This window comes from Halomonas zincidurans B6 (assembly GCF_000731955.1).
Classification (GTDB): domain Bacteria; phylum Pseudomonadota; class Gammaproteobacteria; order Pseudomonadales; family Halomonadaceae; genus Modicisalibacter; species Modicisalibacter zincidurans.
Genome location: NZ_JNCK01000001.1, coordinates 1,874,623 through 1,897,397, shown reverse-complemented (window position 1 = coordinate 1,897,397; position 22,775 = coordinate 1,874,623). Strand labels below are relative to the sequence as shown.

The 22,775-nt window shown below is 62.6% G+C and carries 24 protein-coding genes and 4 tRNA genes; 11 read left to right on the top strand and 17 right to left on the bottom strand.

Translation table 11 applies throughout. The features are described 5' to 3' along the window. Positions 1 to 28 precede the first annotated feature (28 nt). The 4 genes from HALZIN_RS0108920 to HALZIN_RS0108905 form a co-directional block, all read right to left on the bottom strand. Positions 29 to 2,479, bottom strand: a complete 2,451-nt coding sequence (locus tag HALZIN_RS0108920) for an acyl-CoA dehydrogenase (protein WP_031383874.1) — start codon at positions 2,477 to 2,479, stop codon at positions 29 to 31. A 395-nt stretch (positions 2,480 to 2,874) separates the two neighbouring features. Further along, on the bottom strand, positions 2,875 to 4,515 hold the full coding sequence (gene groL, locus HALZIN_RS0108915; RefSeq protein ID WP_031383873.1) for a chaperonin GroEL: 1,641 nt from the start codon (positions 4,513 to 4,515) through the stop codon (positions 2,875 to 2,877). 78 nt (positions 4,516 to 4,593) lie between these two features. Beyond that, entirely contained in the window at positions 4,594 to 4,887 is a 294-nt protein-coding gene (locus HALZIN_RS0108910; RefSeq protein WP_031383872.1) for a co-chaperone GroES, read from the bottom strand. Positions 4,888 to 5,067: 180 nt separating this feature from the next. Continuing rightward, on the bottom strand, positions 5,068 to 5,580 hold the full coding sequence (locus tag HALZIN_RS0108905) for an FxsA family protein (RefSeq protein WP_031383871.1): 513 nt from the start codon (positions 5,578 to 5,580) through the stop codon (positions 5,068 to 5,070). Between the two features lie 158 nt (positions 5,581 to 5,738). On the opposite strand from HALZIN_RS0108905, the gene HALZIN_RS0108900 reads away from it, so the two are divergent. Then, complete coding sequence (locus tag HALZIN_RS0108900; RefSeq protein ID WP_031383870.1) at positions 5,739 to 6,500, top strand: SDR family oxidoreductase; 762 nt, start codon at positions 5,739 to 5,741, stop codon at positions 6,498 to 6,500. 76 nt (positions 6,501 to 6,576) lie between these two features. On the opposite strand, the gene HALZIN_RS0108895 is transcribed toward HALZIN_RS0108900, so the two are convergent. Continuing rightward, complete coding sequence (locus HALZIN_RS0108895; protein WP_031383869.1) at positions 6,577 to 6,846, bottom strand: ComEA family DNA-binding protein; 270 nt, start codon at positions 6,844 to 6,846, stop codon at positions 6,577 to 6,579. Between the two features lie 228 nt (positions 6,847 to 7,074). Here HALZIN_RS0108895 and pyrF point away from each other — a divergent pair, with 228 nt between their 5' ends. After that, positions 7,075 to 7,770 carry an orotidine-5'-phosphate decarboxylase gene (gene pyrF, locus HALZIN_RS0108890; RefSeq protein WP_031383868.1) on the top strand — a complete coding sequence of 232 codons (696 nt, stop codon included), beginning with the start codon at positions 7,075 to 7,077 and terminating at the stop codon, positions 7,768 to 7,770. A gap of 7 nt (positions 7,771 to 7,777) precedes the next feature. Here pyrF and lapB read toward each other — a convergent pair whose 3' ends face one another. Genes lapB through HALZIN_RS0108875 form a run of 3 tightly spaced genes read right to left on the bottom strand, consistent with a single transcriptional unit; the run spans position 7,778 to position 9,602 of the window. Continuing rightward, complete coding sequence (gene lapB / locus HALZIN_RS0108885) at positions 7,778 to 8,959, bottom strand: lipopolysaccharide assembly protein LapB (RefSeq protein WP_031383867.1); 1,182 nt, start codon at positions 8,957 to 8,959, stop codon at positions 7,778 to 7,780. Beyond that, positions 8,960 to 9,265, bottom strand: a complete 306-nt coding sequence (locus tag HALZIN_RS0108880; RefSeq protein ID WP_031383866.1) for a lipopolysaccharide assembly protein LapA domain-containing protein — start codon at positions 9,263 to 9,265, stop codon at positions 8,960 to 8,962. It abuts the gene before it with no gap. A 40-nt stretch (positions 9,266 to 9,305) separates the two neighbouring features. Further along, positions 9,306 to 9,602 (bottom strand): integration host factor subunit beta, encoded by a 297-nt coding sequence (locus tag HALZIN_RS0108875; RefSeq protein ID WP_031383865.1) that lies wholly within the window; start codon positions 9,600 to 9,602, stop codon positions 9,306 to 9,308. Between the two features lie 240 nt (positions 9,603 to 9,842). Between HALZIN_RS0108875 and HALZIN_RS0108870 the strand changes: the two genes are divergently transcribed. After that, entirely contained in the window at positions 9,843 to 10,070 is a 228-nt protein-coding gene (locus HALZIN_RS0108870) for an FAD assembly factor SdhE (RefSeq protein WP_422723645.1), read from the top strand. Next, positions 10,030 to 10,416, top strand: coding sequence for a hypothetical protein (locus HALZIN_RS0108865; RefSeq protein WP_150113102.1), 387 nt, complete (start codon positions 10,030 to 10,032; stop codon positions 10,414 to 10,416). Before HALZIN_RS0108870 ends, HALZIN_RS0108865 begins: the two co-directional genes overlap by 41 nt. 32 nt (positions 10,417 to 10,448) lie before the next feature. On the opposite strand, the gene nadB is transcribed toward HALZIN_RS0108865, so the two are convergent. From nadB to uvrY, 8 genes are all read right to left on the bottom strand, one after another. Beyond that, positions 10,449 to 11,999 carry an L-aspartate oxidase gene (gene nadB, locus HALZIN_RS0108860; RefSeq protein WP_035575263.1) on the bottom strand — a complete coding sequence of 517 codons (1,551 nt, stop codon included), beginning with the start codon at positions 11,997 to 11,999 and terminating at the stop codon, positions 10,449 to 10,451. Positions 12,000 to 12,351: 352 nt separating this feature from the next. After that, complete coding sequence (locus HALZIN_RS0108855; RefSeq protein ID WP_031383861.1) at positions 12,352 to 12,612, bottom strand: hypothetical protein; 261 nt, start codon at positions 12,610 to 12,612, stop codon at positions 12,352 to 12,354. Positions 12,613 to 12,977: 365 nt separating this feature from the next. Next, a tRNA-Leu gene (locus HALZIN_RS0108850) sits at positions 12,978 to 13,064 on the bottom strand. A 36-nt stretch (positions 13,065 to 13,100) separates the two neighbouring features. After that, a tRNA-Cys gene (locus tag HALZIN_RS0108845) sits at positions 13,101 to 13,174 on the bottom strand. Positions 13,175 to 13,313: 139 nt separating this feature from the next. Continuing rightward, a tRNA-Gly gene (locus tag HALZIN_RS0108840) sits at positions 13,314 to 13,388 on the bottom strand. A gap of 58 nt (positions 13,389 to 13,446) precedes the next feature. Further along, the gene (pgsA, locus tag HALZIN_RS0108835; protein WP_031383860.1) at positions 13,447 to 13,995 is read right to left on the bottom strand and encodes a CDP-diacylglycerol--glycerol-3-phosphate 3-phosphatidyltransferase; all 549 of its coding nucleotides are present in this window, start codon (positions 13,993 to 13,995) and stop codon (positions 13,447 to 13,449) included. A gap of 61 nt (positions 13,996 to 14,056) precedes the next feature. Further along, entirely contained in the window at positions 14,057 to 15,871 is a 1,815-nt protein-coding gene (gene uvrC, locus HALZIN_RS0108830) for an excinuclease ABC subunit UvrC (RefSeq protein WP_031383859.1), read from the bottom strand. Positions 15,872 to 15,955: 84 nt separating this feature from the next. After that, complete coding sequence (uvrY, locus tag HALZIN_RS0108825; RefSeq protein ID WP_031383858.1) at positions 15,956 to 16,603, bottom strand: UvrY/SirA/GacA family response regulator transcription factor; 648 nt, start codon at positions 16,601 to 16,603, stop codon at positions 15,956 to 15,958. Between the two features lie 200 nt (positions 16,604 to 16,803). Here uvrY and HALZIN_RS0108820 point away from each other — a divergent pair. The 5 genes from HALZIN_RS0108820 to HALZIN_RS0108800 all read left to right on the top strand — a co-directional run bounded on the left by HALZIN_RS0108820 (position 16,804) and on the right by HALZIN_RS0108800 (position 20,285). Further along, positions 16,804 to 16,879 (top strand) — tRNA-Ala (locus HALZIN_RS0108820). A gap of 326 nt (positions 16,880 to 17,205) precedes the next feature. Continuing rightward, positions 17,206 to 18,264 carry an acyl-CoA dehydrogenase family protein gene (locus tag HALZIN_RS0108815; protein WP_150113101.1) on the top strand — a complete coding sequence of 353 codons (1,059 nt, stop codon included), beginning with the start codon at positions 17,206 to 17,208 and terminating at the stop codon, positions 18,262 to 18,264. Between the two features lie 3 nt (positions 18,265 to 18,267). Continuing rightward, positions 18,268 to 19,020, top strand: a complete 753-nt coding sequence (locus HALZIN_RS0108810; protein WP_031383856.1) for a PIG-L deacetylase family protein — start codon at positions 18,268 to 18,270, stop codon at positions 19,018 to 19,020. After that, on the top strand, positions 19,017 to 19,634 hold the full coding sequence (locus HALZIN_RS0108805) for an SAM-dependent methyltransferase (RefSeq protein WP_031383855.1): 618 nt from the start codon (positions 19,017 to 19,019) through the stop codon (positions 19,632 to 19,634). The genes HALZIN_RS0108810 and HALZIN_RS0108805 overlap by 4 nt, the downstream gene beginning before the upstream one ends. 12 nt (positions 19,635 to 19,646) lie before the next feature. Further along, positions 19,647 to 20,285, top strand: a complete 639-nt coding sequence (locus HALZIN_RS0108800) for a glycosyltransferase family 2 protein (protein ID WP_031383854.1) — start codon at positions 19,647 to 19,649, stop codon at positions 20,283 to 20,285. A 31-nt stretch (positions 20,286 to 20,316) separates the two neighbouring features. On the opposite strand, the gene argF is transcribed toward HALZIN_RS0108800, so the two are convergent. Beyond that, positions 20,317 to 21,234, bottom strand: coding sequence for an ornithine carbamoyltransferase (gene argF, locus HALZIN_RS0108795; RefSeq protein ID WP_031383853.1), 918 nt, complete (start codon positions 21,232 to 21,234; stop codon positions 20,317 to 20,319). Between the two features lie 284 nt (positions 21,235 to 21,518). Between argF and HALZIN_RS0108790 the strand changes: the two genes are divergently transcribed. Further along, on the top strand, positions 21,519 to 21,866 hold the full coding sequence (locus HALZIN_RS0108790; RefSeq protein ID WP_031383852.1) for a Grx4 family monothiol glutaredoxin: 348 nt from the start codon (positions 21,519 to 21,521) through the stop codon (positions 21,864 to 21,866). Positions 21,867 to 22,120: 254 nt separating this feature from the next. Further along, on the top strand, positions 22,121 to 22,756 hold the full coding sequence (locus HALZIN_RS0108785) for an HPF/RaiA family ribosome-associated protein (RefSeq protein ID WP_031383851.1): 636 nt from the start codon (positions 22,121 to 22,123) through the stop codon (positions 22,754 to 22,756). Positions 22,757 to 22,775 lie beyond the last annotated feature (19 nt).

Genomic DNA, 22,775 nt, shown 5'->3' with positions numbered 1-22,775 from the left:
TTGAGTTGGTCGATGCCGACGTGCATACCTAACCGGCCGCGTGCCAGACCACCTTGTCCTTCTCGGTCGCGAAGGCGTCGAAGGCGAAGTCGTCGACGCTGAGCATTTCCAGCACTTCCCGTTCGTAGGCGCGCATGAAGGCAGCGTCTGCGTCGTCGATCAGGCCCGCTTCCACGGCCGCTTCGAGGCGTTGTTCGGGATGCAGCGCCTCGGCGGGCAGGTCGCCCTTGGCGTAGGCCTTGCCGATCGCCCGGTACAGCGGCTCGGCACGCGGATAGTCGGCGAGCAGGGCGTTGTAGCGGGCCAGTGGATTGTCCTGCTCCTCCTCCTGCTGGGTGCTCCAGGTATAGGCGATCAGCTTGGCGCGCAGCGGCGTGGCGGTGGAGATCGCCTGGGCGATTTCTCGGGTCAGGGTGTCGTCGGGCTTGCGCCACTTGCGCCCCAGCGGCAGCACGATCACCGCCAAGGTGCGCGCCAGGCCCCGGGTGGGCAGGTTATCGAAGAGTTCGACGAAGGCCTGCTCGGCACGGTAGAGCAGCGTGCGACAGCTGTAGTGGAACAGCGCCGCCTCGTGCTCGACGTTGTCGCCCTCGTGCCACTGCTTGATCAGCATCGACGCCAGGTACAGATTCGAGAGCACGTCGGCGAGGCGTGCCGAGAGCATCTCGCGTTTCTTGAGGCTCGAGCCCAGGCTGGCCATGGCGGCGTCGGCGCACAGCCCGAAGCCGGCCGACAGACGCATGATGTCGCGGGCATAGGGCGTGGCGATCTCGTCGAAGGGCACGCTCGGCCGCGACAGGCCCAGCCCCTGGGTCAGGGCGCGGGCGGCGTTGCCGAAGATCAGCCCGACGTGGCGGAAGAACGCGCGGTCGAAGGCCTGCCGGTCGTCGCTGTCCTTGGCCGCCAGTTCCTCGAGCACGTAGGGATGGCAGCGAATCGCCCCCTGGCCGAAGATCATCAGGTTGCGGGTCATGATGTTGGCGCCCTCGACGGTAATCGATACCGGCACCGCGCTCCAGCCCAGGCCCAGATAGTTGCGCGGCCCGAGAGTCACCGCCTTGCCGCCGTGCACGTCCATGGCGTCGCCGAGGATGCTGCGCTGGAACTCGGTGAGCTGACTCTTGAGGATCGCCGAGGGCACCGAGGGCTTGACGCCGTGATCGATCAGGTTGGCGGTCTGCATCACCGCGGCCTGGGCGATGTAGGCGTGCGCGGTGAGCCGCGCCAGCGGTTCCTGCACGCCCTCCATCTCGGCGACGGGCATATTGAACTGGCGGCGGATGCGGGTGAAACCGCCCGACCAGCCGGCGGCATAGCGACCCACGCCGGCCGCCCCCGAGGGCAGCGTGATGCAGCGCCCCACCGACAGGCACTCGACCAGCATGCGCCAGCCGTGGCCGGCCATCTCGGGGCCGCCGATGATGGTGTCCAGCGGAATGAACACGTCGCGGCCAACGATCGGGCCGTTCATGAACGGACTGCCGATCGGATGGTGGCGGCGGCCGATCTCCATTCCCGGCGTGTCGCGGGGAATCAGCGCGCAGGTGATGCCCAGGTCGCTCTCGTCGCCGAGCAGCTTGTCGGGGTCGAACATCCGGAACGCCAGGCCGACCACGGTGGCGATCGGGGCAAGCGTGATCCAGCGCTTCTCGAAGGTCAGCTTGAGACCCAGCACCTCTTCGCCGTTATGCATGCCGCGGCACACCACGCCGACATCGGGCAGCGAGGTGGCGTCCGAGCCGGCGCGCGGCCCGGTCAGGCCGAAGCAAGGAATGTCACGACCGTCGGCGAGCCGCGGTAGATAATGGTTCTTCTGCTCCTCGGTGCCGTACTTGAGCAGCAGCTCGCCCGGCCCCAGTGAATTGGGCACGCCGACCGAGATCATCAACGTCTCGTTGACCACCAGCTTCTGCAGCACCGCCGATTGCGCCTTGGCCGAGAAGCCCAGGCCACCGTACCGCTTGGGGATGATCATGCCGAAGAAGCCTTCCCGGCGCAGGTAGTTCCATAGCGCCTCGGGCAGGTCGGCGCGCTCGCGGGCGATCTCCCAACTGTTGCACATCCCCGCCGCCACCGAGCATTGGTGTTCGAGGAAGTCGCGTTCCTCGTCGCTCAGGCCGTCGTTGCGGTAGTCGAGCAGGCGCTGCCACTGCGGGCGCCCCGAGAACAGCTCGCCGTCCCAGGAGACGGTGCCGGCCTCGAGCGCCGAGCGTTCGGTGTCGGAGACCCTGGGCGCGACTTTCTTGAAGGCCGCGAAGATGCTTGGCGTGAGCCAGGCCCGGCGCAATGCCGGCAGCCCGCAGGCGGCGACTGCGCCAGCGACGATCAGCAGCAGGATGCCGGTCACCGGCGCGCCGGTCAGCAGGCCGGCCAGGCCGAGTATGCCGGGCACGGCGACGGCGGCCAGCGCACCGGCTTCGCGTTGCATGACGATGATCAGGCCGACGGCGGCCAGGACGATGAGCAGGGTTTCGATCATGGAGGCTCTCCGGAGCGTGCAGCGATGAGCTGGCGGAACCGATTCGAACAGATGTTTGAATCCACTCAGCCTAGAGTATTTGCCGCGTCCTGCCTAGACCGGATGTTGCATCAGGTGCCGTGATGATCGCGCAGATAATGGGTTTCACAGAAGTTTTTCCGATCGAGCGCCGTACCGGGGTGTACGCTCGAGTGAGGAAAAATTGGGTTCTTCGCAGATCAGCGTGAAACAGGCAGGAGATCCTGCCGGGGCGCCGCGAGCGATCGTATTCGACCGGTCAGCCCCAGGCCACACAAGTACTGCGCCAAGAAAATGCCAGTCAGCGTTAGCTGACTGGCATTGTGCCTAAAGGCGGTCTTAAGTGTCACCGCAAGCAGTGACAGAAAGCGGACAGCTTACATCATGCCGCCCATACCGCCCATGCCGCCCATATCGGGGGCACCACCGGCTTCCTTCTCGTCCGGATCTTCGGCGATCATGGCTTCGGTGGTGATCATCAGGCCTGCCACGGAACCGGCGGACTGCAGCGCAGAGCGAGTCACCTTGGCCGGGTCGAGGACACCCATCTCGAACAGATCGCCGTATTCGCCGGTCTGCGCGTTATAACCGAAGTTGCCTTCGCCGTCCTTGATGCGATTGACGATGACCGAAGCTTCTTCGCCAGCGTTGGTCACGATCTGGCGTAGCGGAGCTTCCATCGCGCGCAGCGCGATAGAGATACCGTGAGTCTGGTCTTCGTTGTCGCCCTTGAGTCCCTGAATCTTGGTCAGGATACGGATCAGCGCGGTACCACCGCCAGGCACCACGCCTTCTTCGACGGCCGCGCGAGTAGAGTGCAGCGCGTCTTCGACGCGGGCCTTCTTCTCTTTCATCTCGACTTCGGTAGCGGCACCGACGCGAATGACGGCTACGCCACCGGCCAGCTTGGCGACGCGTTCCTGAAGCTTCTCGCGGTCATAATCGGAAGAGGTTTCTTCGATCTGGGCGCGAATCTGGCCGACACGCGCTTCGATGTCCCCCTCGGAACCGGAACCATCAATGATGGTGGTGTTTTCCTTGGACATGGTGATGCGCTTGGCGCTGCCCAGGTGATCCAGGTTGGCCTGCTCGAGGGTCAGACCCACTTCCTCGGAGATCACGGTGCCGCCGGTAAGGATGGCGATATCCTGGAGCATGGACTTGCGACGATCGCCGAAGCCGGGCGCTTTGGCAGCCGCAACCTTGACGATGCCGCGCATGTTGTTGACGACCAGTGTCGCCAAGGCTTCGCCTTCGATGTCTTCGGAGATGATCACCAACGGCTTGCCGGCCTTGGCAACGCTCTCGAGCACGGGAAGAAGCTCGCGGATGTTGGAGATCTTCTTGTCGACCAGCAGCAGGAGCGGGTCTTCCAGCTCGACCGCCATGGTTTCCTGGTTGGTGACGAAGTAGGGCGAGAGATAACCGCGGTCGAACTGCATGCCTTCGACGACTTCCAGCTCGTCTTCGAAACCACGGCCTTCGTCGACGGTAATGACACCTTCCTTGCCGACTTTCTCCATTGCCTCGGCGATGATCTGACCGATGCGCGCATCACCATTGGCGGAAATGGTGCCGACCTGGGCGATCGCCTTGGAATCGGTACAAGGCACGGCGAGCTGCTCGATCTCCTTGACGGCAGCAACCACGGCCTGATCGATGCCGCGCTTGAGATCCATCGGGTTCATGCCGGCAGTGACGCCCTTGAGCCCTTCGTTGACGATGGACTGTGCCAGGACGGTAGCCGTCGTGGTGCCGTCGCCAGCGACGTCGGACGTCTTGGAAGCGACTTCCTTGACCATCTGGGCGCCCATGTTCTCGAAGCGATCCTTGAGCTCGATCTCCTTGGCGACGGAAACGCCGTCCTTGGTGACGGTCGGAGCGCCGAAGGATTTCTCGAGCACTACGTTGCGGCCCTTCGGACCCAGCGTGGCCTTGACGGCGTCAGCCAGTACGTTAACGCCGCGCGCCATGCGCTTGCGTGCATCATCTGAGAACTTGATCTGTTTCGCTGCCATTTTCGTAACTTCCTGAAATTAGTGCGATGAACGAAATAGTGATAACCCTACGGGAGCGAGTACGAGCCCGCCCGTTGATCAGCCTTCAACGACGGCGAGAATGTCTGTCTCGCTCATGATAAGAACTTCTTCACCATCGATCTTCTGTTTCTCGACGCCGAAGCCTTCCTTGAAGATGACGGTGTCACCGACCTTGACGTCCAGCGGGCGTACTTCTCCGTTATCGAGAATCCGGCCGTTACCGATGGCGAGGACTTCGCCCCGAGTCGGCTTTTCCTGGGCATTGCCCGGAAGCACGATACCGCCAGCGGTTTTCTGTTCTTCTTCGACGCGACGGACAACGACGCGATCGTGCAAGGGACGGATGTTCATTGCTCACGTTCTCCTGATGGTTGCATAACTCAAACGCATTTCCCTGATGAGCAAGGCTCACGGGCGGCGAGCGATCCTCGCCGGTGTTGATGGTCTGCGGCCTGGCCGCCTACCGAAGCTTATCGCTGATCACTTGATGGGGCCTCGCCATGGCCTTTCAAGGCCTTCGATGAAAAAAATTCACCGCCGCGTTTCATCGCGTCCCAGGAAGTCTCCTTCCAGGGGGTCGTTGCTACGGGAGGTCATTTCCTCTGAAGCATCGCTGCTGTCCGATGTGGGGCTCACATCCTCGCTCCACCCCGTATTACCGGGTCGATAACGCGAGTGCATCGAGTAAACGCTCATTCGTCCAGGCAGCTTCTTCAATAGCCTGCCGAGCAAACGGCGCGAATTCGGCAACAGGCACATGAAGCCCAAGGCGTCGGAAAGAAAGCCGGGCGCCATGAGCAGGGCGCCGCCGAAAATCAATGCAGCACCGGTCATTAGCTCGTCAGAAGGAATTTCGCCTTGCGCGAACCGCTGTTGCGCACGCTGGAGCGTGGAGACGCCTTCCCGCTTGACTAGATGTAGTCCCAGAAAGCCAGTGCCTATGACAAGCACCAAGGTAGTCAGTAGCCCGATCTGCGAGCCGACCGAAAACAGGATGGCGAAGTCCAGCAAGGCAAATAACGTGAAGAACAATAAGATCGGCATAGGCTCTCCCATGAATTCATACAATCGAGATGAAGGCGCTTGCGCAAAAAGCAAGTTTGCTGGCCTTGCCCAGTCGCAATGATGGCAGGCGAACGGGATGGCGTGCTACCTTTCCTTATATTGCGCCGCACAACACTAACTGCTCGAAGGAGAACGTCATGGAACTCAATGGTGCCGTCATTGCGATAACCGGCGGGGCTCAGGGACTGGGGCTGGCCATGGCCAAGTTGCTAGGTGAGTGCGGCGCGCGGCTGGCACTCGTGGACCGGGACGAGGAATGCCTGGCTCAGGCCGCGGGGCAACTTGCCGAGTTGGGCATCGTTGCTGAAGCGTTCGTGGCGGATATCGCTCAAGAGGATGCTGTAGAGCGCTGCTTCGCAAAGATACATGATCGACTGGGACCGCTATCGGGGCTGGTCAATAATGCGGGCATTACCCGTGACGGCCTTCTGGTCAAGGTCAAAGACGGCCGGGTCGAGAAAACCATGTCCCTTTCCCAGTGGCAGCAGGTTCTCGATGTCAATCTGACTGGCGTCTTTCTCTGTGGGCGTGAGGCGGCTCGCCAGATGATCGACAACGGCCTGCAGGGGGTCATTGTCAATATCTCCAGTATCTCTCGTGCCGGCAACATGGGGCAGAGCAACTACGCCGCGGCCAAGGCTGGCGTCGCCTCGTTGACCGTGACCTGGGCAAAGGAGCTGGCGCGTTACGGCATTCGCGTCGGCGCCGTGGCGCCGGGATTCATCGAGACTGAAATGACATCATCGATGCGTTCCGGCGTGCTGGAAAAAATAACCAAGGGTATTCCGTTGGGGCGACTTGGCCAGCCCGAGGATATCGCTCAAAGCGTTCGCTATATTTTCGAGAATACTTATTTCAGCGGGCGCGTTATCGAATGCGATGGTGGGTTGCGCATCTAGCACCAAACCCGGCCATACCGGCGGGCATAACGGGCATGCTTGTCGGCATGCTCGTTATGCACGGATGGCATAGAAGTTAGAAAGTTATCTGTTCACGCAGGTTGTCGATGGTGCCTTCGCCGATTCCGTCGACGCGAGCGAGATCGTCAGCGGTTTGGTAACTGCCGTTGTTCTTGCGATCCATGACGATGGCGCGCGCCTTCACCTCACCGATGCCGGGGAGTTGAGCCAAGGTCACTTCGTCAGCGGTATTGACGTTGATCTGAGTCGTTTCCTGAGCTGCCACCGACGAGGATGCCATGGCAATGGCCAGCGAGATGAGCACAGCCTTGAGCAGTTGGGACATCTTTCCTCCTTTCTTGTCGTTCTGATGCTGATTTTATTGATTTCGGCGAGTTACCGTTCTCACCCTAAAGCAATCGGTACCGCGGCGATGTTGGCGTGTTCGTCATTTCATGTAAGCTATTGACGATAGATGGTGTCAGTCTTTTGCCATTTGTTGCTTGCCGTCAGGCTGCAGTTCGCTCGGGCGGGGCTGATATACTAGCGGTCATTTGTCGCTATTGGAGCCGCCATGCCTAGTCAAACCTCACCGCTGATCATCGCTCTCGACTATTCGTCGCTGGATGCGGCTCTGTGCATGGCGGATCAGTTGGATCCTGCACGCTGCCGACTCAAGGTCGGCAAGGAGCTGTTCACTCGTAGCGGACCCGCCGTTCTCGAAGCGCTGCATGGGCGGGGCTTCGAAGTGTTTCTCGACCTCAAGTTCCATGACATACCCAATACCGTGGCCGGAGCCGTTCAGGCAGCCGCCGAGCAGGGCGTATGGATGGTCAACGTTCATGCTTCGGGAGGGCGACGCATGATGCTGGCGGCTCGGGAGCGTCTCGATGCACAGCGCTTCAAGACACAACTCATCGCAGTGACGGTCTTGACCAGTCTCGAGCGACAGGACCTGGCCGAGGTCGGCCTAGACACAACGCCCGAGTCGCAGGTCGAGCGGCTGGCGCAACTGGCTCAGCAGACGGGGCTGGATGGGGTGGTGTGTTCGGCGCAGGAGGCCAGCCGGCTCGAGGATCTGTACGGCAAGGCCTTTCTCAAGGTCACGCCCGGCATCCGCCCTTCGTTTGCCCGGCAAGCAGACCAGCGGCGTATACTGACCCCGGCCCAGGCGCTAGCCGCGGGAAGCACTCATCTGGTGATTGGGCGCCCGGTAACCGAGGCCACCGATCCCATGGCGGCGCTGGAGGCGATCGAGCGCGAGCTGTGAGAGCGAATCATTCACCTTCCAGTCCGGTAATTGGCTTGGTTACGCCCCAGCTACGGCACCGAGGGCACTGCCAATGCAGGTGGGCGCCTTCAAAGCCGCAACGATGGCAACGAAAACGAGGCCGGGATTCGAGCAGCTTTCCGGTGTGCCGTTTGAGCAGCGAAAAATGCTGTTGTTCGGGACCTGCTTCGGCAATGTAGAGGTCCATCAGGTAGTCGACCCCGCGCAAGCTGGGCGTGGCAGCGAGCTGGTTGCTAATGACATTGGCGGCCGCGTTGATGCCTTCATGCTGTTCGGTCAGGCGGGCCAGCATGATCACTGTACTGATATGCGGGGCTTCGCTCACCCATTGATTCAGGCAACGTACCAGGCCTTTTTCGTCTTCGAGTTTAAGGTAGGCGTCTCGCAACGGTTCCAGAACGATAGGTGTGAAGTCATGGTCCTGGCGAGCGAGGCGTTGGAGCGTTCGGATCTCCGCCTTGTAATTGCCGGCTTCACGCTCCAGCTCGGCGATCAGCCAATTGGCGCGTACACAGCGATCATCGATGCTCAAAGCTTGGCGCAGACGCTTGCGAGCCAGTGCCGGGCTGGCGGTATGCCTGTCTTGCTGGGCCAGCTCGCATAGCCAGTGAGCGGCTGCACGGCGAATGTCGGCCTCCTCATGGATCAGTTGCGGCTGCGCTACTTCCAGGGCCTTGGCCCACTCACGTTCACGCTCGTACAGATCCACCAGCAGGAGCTTGGCGGGTTTCAGGCGGGCGGAATCGGGGCTGGCCCGCAAGAGTCCTAGAAGCAATCTTTCGGCGCGATCCAGAAGCCCCAGGTGCAGGAAGTCACGCGATAGTTCGAGCTGGACCTGGTCGCTTTGCAGAGCGGTCAACGAGGGCCGAGCCAGCAGGTTCTGGTGAATCTTGACTGCGCGATCGGCTTCGCCGCGTGAGCGGAACAAGTTGCCCAGGGCGATATGGGTCTCGATGGTGTCGCTGTTGACCTCGAGCGCCTGGACAAAAGTTTCGATCGCCCGGTCGGGCTGCTCGTTGAGTAGGTAGTTGAGGCCGACGAAGTAGTCACGCGACAACGGCGATGAGCGGTGTTGATGTCTTGCGTGTCGGCGGCTCTCGAGTCGGCCCAGCCACCAGCCAATGGCGATTGCCGCCAGTAACAGGACCAGCAGCTTTAGATCAAGCATCTAGGGGGTGTCCTTGAACTCCTGGATGCGCAGCCGATCGAGCTCCTTGCGTTGCTGCTGGTTATGGCGCTGGGCGCGGGTGAGCAGGGTGCGCAGGCGCAGATACACGCCGGTCATGGCGAGCATGCCAAGGATCACGCCAAGAGCGAGGGCGATGAGTAGCCAGAGCGACAGCGATGCCGGTGGCAACTCGACCCAGATCAAGTTCAAAGGCAACGCCTGCTGGTTATTGACGGCGAAGAGAATTCCCAGCAGCAGCACCACCAGCAGGATGATGGCGAGGAGCAGACCTTTGAGCCAGCGCATAGCGGTTTCCTTATGACAAAGCTGTATCGGGCATCAGTAATCAGTAACCCAGTGCGCGACTGGCGTTGACCTGTTCGCGCAACTCCTTGCCCGGCTTGAAGTGTGGCACGAATTTACCCGTCAGATCGACCGGGTCGCCGGTCTTCGGGTTTCGCCCGACGCGGGGCTCGCGATAATGCAGCGAGAAACTACCGAAGCCGCGAATCTCTACTCGGCCACCATCGGCCAATTCACCGGTGATGTCATCGAGGATGATGCGGACGGCGGCTTCGACTTCCTTGATTGACAGCTCGGGCTGTCGCATGGCGATTTGTTCGATCAACTCGGACTTGGTCATCACTTTCACTCCACACGGATGGCCTGCCTAAGGCAGGGCACGTCTTGTTGTTTTCGTCAGCATACTGCGCGAACTGTGAGAAAACAACGCATTAGAGTCCGGCGGGTGCGGTCGCAGTCATGTGGATGTCGCGCTGTACGGCTCGGTGCGTATAATCGCGGTCAGTTCCATCTTGAAAAGAGGCTAATGGTGACCGAAGACACCACATTGAAGCGCCTTTACTGGCATTCCCGCCGTGGCATGTGGGAGCTGGACCTACTCCTGATCCCCTTTCTCGAACATCGCTATGGCGATCTCGACGACACGGACCAGGCCGCCTATCAGGCATTGATCGAGCAGGAGGATCAGGATCTCTTTATCTGGCTGATGCGTCGCGATTGGCCGCAGGACGATACGCTACGGCGGATCGTCAAGATGATCGTCGAATATGCTGAAACGTCCGGTAACGATCAATATCGCACCCTCTAGGCTGGGATTGGCATGCTCGGCGCTGTTGGCATTGGCCGTGTGTGTCTTGATTGCCCGCTATGGCCCGCTATGGCTGGCAGCCGCTTCGGCTGCAAGCATGGCCGCGGGGCTCTGCTGGGAGTGGCGGCAGGCGCGTGGTCTGACGCTTCGCTGGGTGCCGGGGCAGGGTAACGGTTGGCAGCGCAGGCGGGAGCGAGGCTGGCAGCCGGTCGTCGTGTCCTGTATCTATCTCGGTCCGTTCTTGGCGGGTCTGAACGTGGCGGGCCAGCGTCACTGGCTGTGGGTGGATAGCGTCGAGCAGAGGCAGCGCTGGCATCTGCGTCGCCTGTTGCTCTGGAACGAATGAGCGCCATTCACGGCTGAGTGCCCACTGGGTATTCAAGGCTTGGCTGGTGGGCAATCGCGGTTGTAGTGCAGGCCACGCGATTCGCGGCGCTGTAAGGCAGAGTCGACTAATGCAGAAGCCACCATTAGTGCATGACTCAGCCGACGAGTGGCGATCGTCGCTCTATAACGTTCATTCAATTTATCGCTGTCGTCTTGCAGGGCCTGCAATAGGGTCCGAGCCGTCATCAGGCCGGCATCGCTGCGAACGATGGCGGCATGTTCGCTCATCACTGCGCGTAGCCGCTCGAGCAGGGCGTCCGCTTTGCCCCGAGAGGGGAGCGGTGCCTGCTCATTGAGCGGGATTGCGCCCCCCCCCTGGGTCGGCAATCGATACTGGCCATGATTCTCGCCATGGCGCAACGCCTCGGCGGCGGCACGTGCGAATACCAGGCATTCCAGCAATGAGTTGCTGGCCATGCGATTGGCCCCGTGTAGCCCCGTGCGGGCAACCTCGCCGATCGCGTAGAGGTGGGCTATGTCGCTGGCGCCGTGGAGATCCGTCATGACACCGCCACAGCTGTAGTGTGCCGCCGGCACGACCGGGATCGACTCATGACGAATGTCGATGCCGCGGGCCCGGCAATGGGCGACGATGGTCGGAAAGTGATGTTCGATCGTCTGCGCAGGCAGATGAGTGACGTCCAGCGCAACATGTTGACCATGCGCACGTTGCATTTCTGCCTGAATCGCGCGTGCGACGATGTCTCGCGGCGCCAGTTCGCCGCGCTCGTCATAGTCCGGCATGAAGCGTCGCCCCTGCGCATTGCGCAGGATGCCACCTTCGCCGCGTACCGCTTCGCTGATCAGAAACGCCGGTCCGTCGGGATCGAAGAGGCAGGTGGGATGAAACTGCTGGAACTCCAGGTCGGCCAGGCGCGCACCCAGCGCGGCGGCCATGGCCATGCCCTCGCCGCATGCCGGGCTGGGGCTCGTGGTGTGCCGATAGAGACCGCTGGCGCCACCGGTGGCCAGCACGGTATCTCGCGCCGATAGGCGTTGAAGGCGGCCTTCGCTGTCGAGACTCGATGCCCCACAGCAGCCCTGGCTGTCGGCACGGAGTTCGATGACCTGCAGCTCGGTGACCAGGCGCACCCGTGGATGGGCAGCCGCCCGCGCGAGCAACGTGTCGATAACGACTCGTCCCGTGGCATCGGCTGCATGAATGATGCGCCGCGTGCCGTGGCCGCCTTCGCGGGTCAAGTGATAGGGGTAGGGGGCCTCGGGGGAGGGATCGCGTGTAAAGGGTACGCCCTGGCCGATCAACCACTCGATGGCGGCGGGACCATTCTCGATGGTAAAGCGAACGGCTCGCTCGTCACACAGACCATCGCCGGCGACCAGGGTATCCTGGACGTGCGCTTCAAGCGTATCGTGCGGTGCCAGAACGGCGGCGATGCCTCCCTGAGCCCAAGCACTCGCGCCGATTTCATCACGCCCCGGGCGCAGTAGCGTGACGCGGCGATGATCGGCGAGCTCCAGCGCCAGCGTCAGTCCGGCAACGCCTCCGCCGATGATCAGCACATCGTGTTCACTTTCGGTCATCACAGCGGCTGCCTTAAGAAGAGAAAATCCGACGGGCCGGTTTTATCTGCCCCAGGGAACCTGCATTTTGCCTGATCTTCCTCCCAAACCTCAATTACAAGCTAGCCTGATCAGCTACTTACCGGTTTCCCGGGATGCCTGAGCAGATGGCTGATCGCCTAGGAGTCTGTCGGGCTTGGCCGATCGTCACGAGAAGCACGGGTTTCGAGTCAAATTTATCGATCGATTGAGGCGAATAGCGCGCTATTTAACGAAATGGATCGATGGAATTGGCCGAAAGGCCGGGATTCGCAGTAGGTCAGTGTCAAGTCCGACGCGCTCCTAGCGCAAGACTGCTCTGAGTCAGGGTTCATCAACGATTAACGTGGCGCCGACGCGGGTGGGCCAGCACCTCTCGCAACATCATCAAGTCTTGCTCGGAGTCGGCCTCGATGAATCTGGCAAGCGTTTGAGCCGCCTCGTTGCGGATGCGGTCATGTATGTAATTATCGTAGGTGGTGACGAATGCCTTGCAATAGCGGCAGTGAAGCTCGTCGGTCGGCTTTGGGTCGCCTTTCCAAAAATTGCTTCCACTGCATTGCGGGCAATCGACCCTTCTTGAGCGATTAAGCATACGATGAGACCTCCTGTCTCGTTGCCGATGTGCGCAGCCTAGCAATGTCGGGTGACGTTTTTATTAATCCAAGTTGATGATTAGGCAAACAGAAGAACCTGTTACGATATGCTCCTTTGAACCAATCGATACCGAGTGGTTCATTGCGAATATCGATAAAGACGGCGAGCGGCCGATGGCTCGGGGCATGAATTCAACGTTCGGCATTGCGGATTGCGCAACGTGCGGCACGCGGATTGGGGGACGTATCTCTGCAGCCAAGTGAGACTAGGGAGGAGGTGCGGGGGGTATCGTCGCTGCGCGGCCAACCAAAACGCGACCAAGATTGGAGGTGCCGAGGGACAGAACGACATAACTCATTGATTTGGTGCCCGGAGCCGGGCTCGAACCGGCACGGTGTTACCACCGAGGGATTTTAAGTCCCTTGCGTCTACCAATTTCGCCATCCGGGCGTCGGGAAATCTAGACAGCTCACAGGCGGGATAAGGTGGAGGCTGGAGTCGGAATCGAACCGGCGTACACGGAGTTGCAGTCCGCTGCATAACCACTCTGCCATCCAGCCTCAAAAGGCGCTTCGCTTGTCGCTGGAGCCGAAACTTGACTCCTTGGTCGAAACGAATGCTGGAGCGGGAAACGAGATCGATCGGACCGGCGTTCCGGCTCGCGACCCTGTGTCTTGACTCCTTGGTCGAAACGAATGCTGGAGCGGGAAACGAGATTCGAACTCGCGACCCTCGCCTTGGCAAGGCGATGCTCTACCACTGAGCTATTCCCGCTCGACTCGAGTGCGTATTATAAGGATAAGTGTGGCCATGTCAAACGCTTATCCTGATTTTATAGTGAGCGCGTGAGTTCCGGCCAGGCGGCACGCAGATACCGCAGCATCGACCATAGCGTCAAGATTGCGGCGAGGTAGAGCGTCATCATGCCGAGGTTGGCGACCCAGGTGCCCGGTGGTGTGCCGAGCAGCAACAGCAGGGCAACCATCTGTAGTGTCGTCTTGATCTTGCCGATCCATGACACCGCGACACTGGCGCGTTTGCCCATCTCGGCCATCCATTCGCGCAGCGCCGAAATAACGATCTCGCGGCCAATGATCACCAGTGCCGGCAAGGTCAGCAGTGCGGAATCGAAGCGCTCGACCAGCAGCGCCAGAGCGACGGCGACCATGACCTTGTCGGCAACCGGATCCAGGAAGGCGCCGAACGGGGTGCTCTGATCCCAGCGCCGGGCCAGATAGCCATCCAGCCAGTCGGTGATCGCGGCCAGTCCGAACAGCGCGGCGGTGAGTGGCAGACTCCAGGCGAAGGGCAGGTAGAACAGGATCACCAGCAGCGGAATGAAGACGAGGCGCGCCAAAGTCAGTAGGTTGGGTATATTCATTGCTGCCTGGGTCGTCCTTGCCGATGATCGAGAAGGCTCATTGTACCTGCCCGCTCGTGCCTCATCCATGCAGGGCCTGATGGATGGCCGTCGCCATGTTGACGCTGATGCCCGGTACGCGCGCGAGTTCTTCGCGGGTGGCGTGGCGCACCCCCTGCAAGCCGCCGAAAAAGCGCAGCAACTCGCGCCGACGCTTGGGCCCGACCCCGGGGATATCCTGCAGGGTCGAAGTGCGGCGCGCCTTGTCCCGGCGCTGGCGATGACCGGTAATGGCGAAGCGATGCGCTTCGTCGCGAACATGCTGGATCAGGTGCAGCGCCGGCGAGCCGCTATCCAGGTTCAGGGTATTGTCGACCGTTTCCAGGAACAGCGTTTCCAGGCCCGGCTTGCGCGTGGTGCCCTTGGCAACGCCGACAAGCTGCACGCCCACTATATCGAGCTCGGCGAAGACCTCACGCGCCATGTTCAGTTGGCCCTTGCCGCCATCCACCAGCAAGACATCGGGGCACTTGCCTTCGCCTTTCTGAAGGCGCTTGAAGCGCCGCTCCAATGCCTGCCGCATGGCGGCATAGTCGTCGCCTGCAGCCACGCCTTCGATATTGAAGCGTCGATAGTCCGATTTCATGGGGCCGTCGGGCCCGAAGACCACGCACGAGGCAACCGTTGCCTCGCCGTGACTGTGGCTGATATCGAAGCACTCGATACGCTGAGGGGGCGCATCCATGGCCAACGCTGCGCGCAAGGCCTCGAAGCGCCTGGAAAGCTGGCTACGATTGGCCATTTCGCTGGCCAGATGCTGCTCGGCGTTGGTGCGTGCCAGCTGCAGCCACTGGGCCCGGTGACCACGCACCTGATGGGCGACGCGCACCCGGCGCGCGGCGTGCTCGCTGAGCGCCGATTGCAGCAATTCGCTGTCGGGTAGCGCATGGCTGCCGAGCACCTCGCTGGGCACTTCGCGGCCCTGGCCCAGGTAATACTGGCTGATGAATTCGCCGAGCAGCTCGCCGCTAGCCAAATCGAGGCCGTTGTCCGGGGCATAGTTGCGTGCGCCGAGCACCCGCCCCTGGCGTACCGTCAGGACACTGATGCATAGCCCGCCGGGCCGCTCGGCCAGCGCGAAGGCATCCGCCTCGCCGCTGCCGGTGTCGACGATCTGACGCTCCTGCAGGCGACGCAGTTGCTGGATCTGATCGCGCAGGCGCGCGGCTTCCTCGAAATCGAGCGCCTGGCTGGCTGTTTCCATGGCCGCCGTCAGTTGTTCGGTGACCTGCTCGCTCTTGCCTTCGAGGCACAGGATTGCGTGGTCCAGATCGCGGCGGTAATCCGCCTGGTCTATGTAGTCGACGCAGGGGGCGCTGCAGCGATTGATCTGATACTGCAGGCAGGGCCGGGCGCGATGCGCGAACACGCTGTCCTCGCAATTGCGGATGCGAAAGATCTTCTGCATCAGGGCCAGGCTTTCGCGCACCGCGACGGAACTGGGGAACGGACCGAGATAGCGGCCATCGTTGCGCTTGTGGCGCACGCGCTTGAATTCCAGCGCCGGGTAGGGATGGCGCTCGCTGGCAAACACGTAAGGATACGACTTGTCGTCGCGCAGCAGGATGTTATAGGGCGGCCGCAGCTCCTTGATCAGGGTCTGCTCGAGCAGCAGCGCCTCGGTCTCGCTACGGGTGATCGTCACCTGCACGTCGGCGATACGTGACACCAGTGCCTGGGTCTTGGCATTGAGTGCGCCACGAAAATAGCTGGCCAGGCGGGCCTTGAGCCGCTTGGCCTTGCCGACGTAAAGCACGTTCTGATCCGCGTCGAGCATCCGATAGACGCCCGGCGCTTCGCTCACGGTCTTGAGAAAATGTTTGGCGTCGAAGCTCATGCCGGTTCACTTTCACCCATGAAAAGGTCGTTGGAAACGCTCTCGGGAAGGCGGATGGAGTAGCAGAGTCGGCTCGATGAGAGCTCAGGCCGGGTTCTCGTAGCCATCGACCAGGCCGAAGCGCAGTCCCAGGTGGGTCAGTTCGACGTCGGACTGCACCCCCAGTTTCTCGAAGATGCGATAGCGGTAGGTATTCACGGTCTTGGGGCTCAAGAACAGGCTGTCCGAGATCTCGCTGACCTTGTGGCAATTGACGATCATCATCGCCACCTGCAATTCCCGACTGGATAGCTGGTTGAAGGGGTTGTCCTGGCTCTCGAGCTTGGACAGCACCAGACGCTGGGCGATCTCGGAGCTGATGAAGCGCTGCCCGGCATGCACCTGACGAATCGCATGTACCATCTCGTCGAGCTCGCTACCCTTGCTGATGAAACCGCTGGCTCCCGCGTCGAGCAGGCGCTGGGCGAAGGTATCCTCGAGATAGGCGGTCAGCACCAAGACCTTTATGTCGGACATGCCGCGGGTAATCTTGCGGGTCGCCTCGAGGCCGCCGATACCCGGCATGCGAATGTCCATGAGCACGATATCCGGCCGCACCTTGCGACACTGGCTGATGGCGGCTTCGCCATCGGCGGCTTCACCGACGACACGAAGTCCCTCTTCGGCATCCAGCATGCGTGCGATGCTGGTGCGAACCATGTGATGGTCGTCTGCGACTAGAACCCGGATCAAGAACGCTCCTGCTGTCAACGCGATGCCGGTCTTGGCGTGCCGGCTTGGATGGCAATCAGATTGCCTGTTTTCTAAGTTTACTGGCAACCACCGTATCGATGCCAGAGACAGCTCTTGACCTGACCCGCTTGACTCGAATAGCGCGCTTGCTTACTATGCGCGCCGTTGCTTGGCAATTGCATGTGCATTGCCAAGTGCACGGGGCCTTAGCTCAGATGGGAGAGCGCAACACTGGCAGTGTTGAGGTCACCGGTTCGATCCCGGTAGGCTCCACCAGAAAGTTTCCACGAATCAGCCGCTTGGGGCCATGCTCCAGGCGGCTTTTTCGTGCGCCGGGAAAAACTGGGAAAATTCCACATGGCTGGCGGGCTCATCCATTGTCGAGAAGGCTCGTCATTCCCCCGGCCGGTGTCGGCACGCTGGGCCGGCAAGTCAGCTGACAAAGGTTATCGAGACGCTGGCTGGCGTTGTCTAAGCTATTGTTAAAGTTCGTCGATGTTCAGCTTGTATTCGGCGGCTATGCTTGGGTTGGCTGATGATCACAGTGGTCATAGGGAAATACGCAGTCCAAGAAGGCCTCGTGCAACGTCAAAGGATGACTCATGAGCAATACAGCGAAGTCGAGCCGTGATCTCCGCGACTGCCTGATTCGTCGCTTGCGACAGGAATTCCCGGCACCGGCCGTGACAATGGATTCGCTGGCCCTCCAGTTGCAGCGTTTGATCGACGCCGGAGGCGACCGCCTGCCGCCACCCGGCGGCGGCAATACGCTGGAGCGTTGGCGGATGCTCGCCGACGTCGCGAGTCACGACCTGGGGCTGGTCAAGCTCTTCGAAGGGCATACCGACGCGCGGGCGATCATCGGCGAATGGAATGCGCAAGCTTGCCTGCCCGCGGGTGGGCGAATCGGCACGTGGGCTGCCGAGCCGCCGTTCGCGAAGGTGTCGATCGGCACGGACTCGTCAGCATCAAACGATCAAGCGCCGGTGCGTCTCGACGGTCGCAAGGCGTGGTGCTCGGGCGCGCCGATTCTCTCTCATGCCTTGATCACCGCCTGGCAGGGCGAGTATCAGCGGTTGGTGCTGGTCGAACTCGATCAACCGGGCGTGACGGTCAGTGACGAGGGTTGGGACGCGGTCGGCATGGCCGCCACCGCCAGCGTCGACGTGCTGTTCGACGGCGCCCGAGGCACGCTGATCGGCCCGCCCGAGGGTTATCTTCAGCGCTATGGCTTCTGGCACGGCGGCGCGGGCATCGCCGCGTGCTGGTTCGGCGGTGCCCGCCGGCTCGCCGAGAGCCTGCGGGCCAAGGCGTCGCGCAAGGACGATCCCCATCTCAATGCCCATCTGGGCGCCGCCGATGTGGCGCTGGCCAGCGCCGCCGCGCTGCTGCGCGAAAGCGCGGATTGGATCGACGCCAACCCGCGCCGCGACGCCTGGCTGGTGGCCGAGCGCACGCGGGCCAAGGTCGAGCAGGTCGTCGAGCAGGTCATCCACCACTGCGGACGCGGTCTGGGCGCCGGCCCGTACTGTCGTGACCCGGCGTTCGCGCGGATGGTCGCCGATCTGCCGGTCTATGTGCGCCAGAGTCACGCCGAGCATGATCTGGAAGGTATCGGCCGGCAGATCGCCTCCAGCGAAACCTCGCGCTGGGAGCTTTAACGCATGCAGCACGCCGACGATCGACGCATCGAAGGGGCGGGGACCCCGGAAGCCGACTGGATCGGCCTCGAGGCGCTGCCCGCCGTCGCGCCTGACGAGCTGATCGCCCAGGGGCAGCGGGCGGTCATCGTGGCGCCCCATCCCGACGACGAGATCCTGGCCTGCGGCGGGCTCATGCTGCGCTTGCTGGAAGCACGCCGCGCGGTGCTGCTGGTCGCCGTCACCGATGGCGCCGGCAGTCACCCCGGGTCGCGTCTCTGGCCGCCCGAGCGGCTGGCCCGCGAGCGCCCTCGCGAGAGTCGCGAAGCCTTGCAACGGTTGGGCGCGGGCGCCGTCAGCGTCCAGCGTCTGGGGCTGAGCGATACCCGGGTCGCCGCGCAGGCGCGCCGGCTTCAGGCGTGGCTCGAGGATTTCCTGCGTTCCGATGACGTGATCGTGACCACCTGGCGCGGCGACGGCCATCCGGATCACGAAGCCTGCGGGCGTGTCTGCGCGCAAGCGGCCCAGTCGATTGGCTGCGGCCTGCTCGAGACGCCGGTATGGGCCTGGCATTGGTCGTGGCCCGGCGATCCGCGCGTGCCCTGGCAGCGCGCGCGACGCACCGTGCTGACCCCCGACCAGCTGGCCGCCAAGTGCGCGGCGATCGAGGCCCACTCAAGCCAGCTCGGCGAGGACGCCTCGACCGGGCGGGGGCCGGTGTTGCCCGCGACGGCGCTGGCTCGGCTGCTGCGCCCGTTCGAGGTCGTCCTGCAATGAGTTTCGGGCCGGACGACTTCTCGGCGCTGTATGCGCGCGACGCCGACCCGTGGAACTACGAGACCTCCTGGTACGAAGCCCGCAAGCGTGCGCTGACGCTGACTGCCCTGACCCGGGAGCGTTACGCCCGGGCGTTCGAACCCGGTTGCTCGATCGGCGTGCTGACCGCTGAGCTGGCTGCGCGCTGCGATGAATTGCTGGCCTGGGATACCAGCGAAGCGGCGCTCGATGCCGCGCGTGGCAGGGTGGCTGCGGCGGGTCGGGATGCCGGTGCCGTGACGTTCGCCTCTGGCTGGGTGCCGGCCGCCTGGCCGGGCGGTCGCTTCGAGTTGATCGTGTTCAGCGAAATCGGCTATTTCCTGTCGCGTGCCGAGCTGCTCGAAGTGCGCGCGCTTATCGCCGCCTCGCTGGCGCCCGGCGGCGAGCTGCTGGCCTGCCATTGGCGCCACCCGATCCAGGGCGGCGAGCTGGATGGCGACGGCGTCCACCGGCTGCTGGAGGCGACACCGGGTTTGCAGCCGGTCGTATATCATCGCGAAGCCGATCTGGCGATCGATCTATGGTCGCGGGCAAGCGATTCGTTGGCCCAACGGGAGGGCTGTTATGACGGATAAGGAACTCGCCACATGATCGGCGTCGTGGTACCGGCACACAACGAGGAGGCGTATCTCGAGGGCTGTCTGGAGGCGCTGCTTCAAGCAATCGACCATCCGCGGCTGAGGGGCGAAACGGTCAACGTGGCGGTGGTGCTGGATACGTGCCACGACGGCTCGGCAGCGATCGCCCGACGCCACCCGGTGACCGTGCTCGAGGTCGCCGGTCCCAATGTCGGTATGGCGCGCCACGCCGGCGCTCAATGGTTGCTGGCGCGCGGTGCGCGCTGGTTGGCGTTTACCGATGCCGATAGCCGGGTCAGCGCCGACTGGTTGGCCTCGCAATGCAGCGTGGGTAGCGATGTGGTTTGCGGGGGCATCCGGCTGGCCGAGTGGGAGCGCTTGCCGGTGGCCTTGCGGCAGAACTATCTGGGTTACGATCACGGCGAGCAGCGAATCTACGGCGCCAATCTCGGCGTCTGCGCGCTGGCCTATCAGGCGGTCGGCGGCTTCAAGCCGCTGCGCTGCCACGAGGACGTGCAACTGGTGCGTGCCCTGGAAGCCGGCGGTTACCGGGTCGCCTGGGATCGCACGGCGCGGGTCACCACCAGCGCGCGGGAGGATGCCCGCGCGCCGGACGGCTTCGGCGCGCTGATCAAGGCGCTGAAGTGAGTCTCCTCGGTGCGATTGAGGCGCCGAGCGCTCAGTCGACCCGGCCGAGCATCAGGAATTCGAGCAGCGCCTTCTGGGCGTGCAGGCGGTTGCCGGCCTCCTGCCAGACCACCGCGCGCGGGTCGTCGAGCAGGGTGGCGCTGATCTCCTCGCCGCGGTGGGCCGGCAGGCAGTGCAGAAACAACACATCGGCGGCGGCCTTGTCGAGCATCGCCTCGTCGACCTGAAAGCCCCGGAAGGCCTGGGCGCGCTTGGCCTGTTCCTCTTCCTGGCCCATCGACGCCCAGACGTCGGTGGTCACCAGATTGGCGCCGACGACCGCCTGCTGCGGGTCGCGCATGATCGAGACGCGCTCGCCGGCGGCGGCGAGGATCGTCGCGTCGGGCTCATAGCCTTCCGGGCAACACACGCGCAGTTGAAAATCGAACTGGCGGGCCGCATTGATCCACGAGTGGCACATGTTGTTGCCGTCGCCGATCCACACCGCGGTCTTGCCGAGCACCGCGCCGCGGCATTCGCTCCAGGTCATGACGTCGGCGAGCAGCTGGCAGGGGTGATAGGCGTCGGTCAGGGCATTGATGACCGGCACGTCGCTGGCCGCAGCGAAGGCTTCCAGGTCGGCGTGGGCGAAGGTGCGGATCATTACCGCGTCGACCATCTCCGCTAGCACGCGTGCGGTATCGGCGATCGGCTCGCCGCGGCCCAGCTGGGTGTCGCGGGGCGAGAGAAACAGCGCATGGCCGCCGAACTGGGCCATCGCCGTCTCGAACGAGACCCGGGTGCGGGTCGAGGATTTCTCGAAGATCATCGCCAGCGTACGGTTGGGCAGTGGCGTATAGGTCGGCCCGTGGGTCTTGAGGCCATTCTTGATGGTGACCGCGCGACGAATCAGGTAACCGAGCTCGTCGGGGGTAAGGTCCAGCAGGGTCAGAAAGTGGCGTGTCGCCATGGCTAGCTCCTGTCATCGGCGGGCCGCGAACGAAAAGGGCGCCGCACCCTGATGAGTCGTTGCCCACCAGCGCTAGCGGCGCCCCGGCCTTGATGCCTTGCATCCTACGGCCGTGCGAAAGACGACCATCCTAGCCACAGGCCGGCAGCGGCGCAACGCGCGGGTGCGATCTTGGCGGGTCAGGGCTGCTTTCGCCTGGCGACCCGCGTAAAATGGCCAGCACGCCAACATTCACCGGTAACGCGGCATCGTCGACTTCTCGATGCCCCGGTAAGGAAGGTCCCATGACTACCACGCTAGACAACATCCAGCAGCAGATCGCCGAAAACCCGATCCTGATCTACATGAAGGGCACGCCGCAGTTGCCGCAGTGCGGCTTTTCGGCGCAGACCGTACAGGCGCTGATGGCCTGCGGCGAACGCTTCGCCTTCGTCAACGTGCTCGACAATCCCGATATCCGCGCCGAGCTGCCCAAGTACGCCAACTGGCCGACGTTCCCGCAATTGTGGGTCCATGGCGAATTGGTCGGCGGCTGCGACATCGTCGTCGAGATGTACCAGAACGGCGAGCTCGAGACGCTGATCAAGGACGCTGCCGTCAAGGCCGGCGCCGAGCAGGGCGACAAGGCCTGATTCGATTCGCCGTCGATCTGGCCGCTAGCCGGGCCCGCGAGACGCTGACTCGCGGGCCTTTTTCCTCAGAGGAATTCGCTGCGTGGCTTGAGCGGATTCTTTGCGTGGGCCGGTCGCATGAAGCTGGCGGGATACCCTTGGATACGAAATTGCCGTACTTAAGTCGTTGAAATGCGCTTGCATGGCTACCACGCTGAGCCTTGGAATGGTCGAAACGATCGTTCACCCAAAGGGCATGATCAGGGAGGCTCCCTATGCAAGTACCATTGGAAATTACTTATAACCACATTTCCCGCTCCGGCTGGATCGACGAATACGTCAAGACCCGCGTCGAGAAGCTCGAGCACTTCAGCGACAACATCGTCTCCTGCCGCTTCACCATCGAGCAGACCCAGAATCCGCACCGTAGCGGCAACCCCTATCGTGCCCATGTGTCGGTTTCGTTGCCCTTCAAACGTGAACTGGTCGCCGAAAAGACCGATACGGTCACCGACATGCACGTTCAGCTGCGCCCGATCATCAAGCATGCCTTCGAGGCGATGGAAAAGCAGCTGAAAAAGGAGAGCGGCAAGCGCGAGGCCAAGAAGGTCAAGCACTCCGAGGGCGACGAGGTGGCGCCGCCGGTGGCTACCGTGGTCCGCATGTTCGAGGAGGAGGGTTATGGTTTCCTCAAGAATCTCAGCGGTGAGGAAATCTATTTTCACCGCAACTCCGTGTTGCACGATGACTTCGACCGGCTGACCGTGGGCGCCCAGGTGCGTTTCGAGCCCCAAGAGGGTGACAAGGGGCCCCAGGCCAGTACCGTTCAGGTCATCGACAAGCCCGGCGTGGCCGGTTCCCAGGATGCCCAGAACGATGTCAGCCAGCCGGCCGGCTGGGAGCGTCACTGAGGCCAGCAGGCAAATCCGG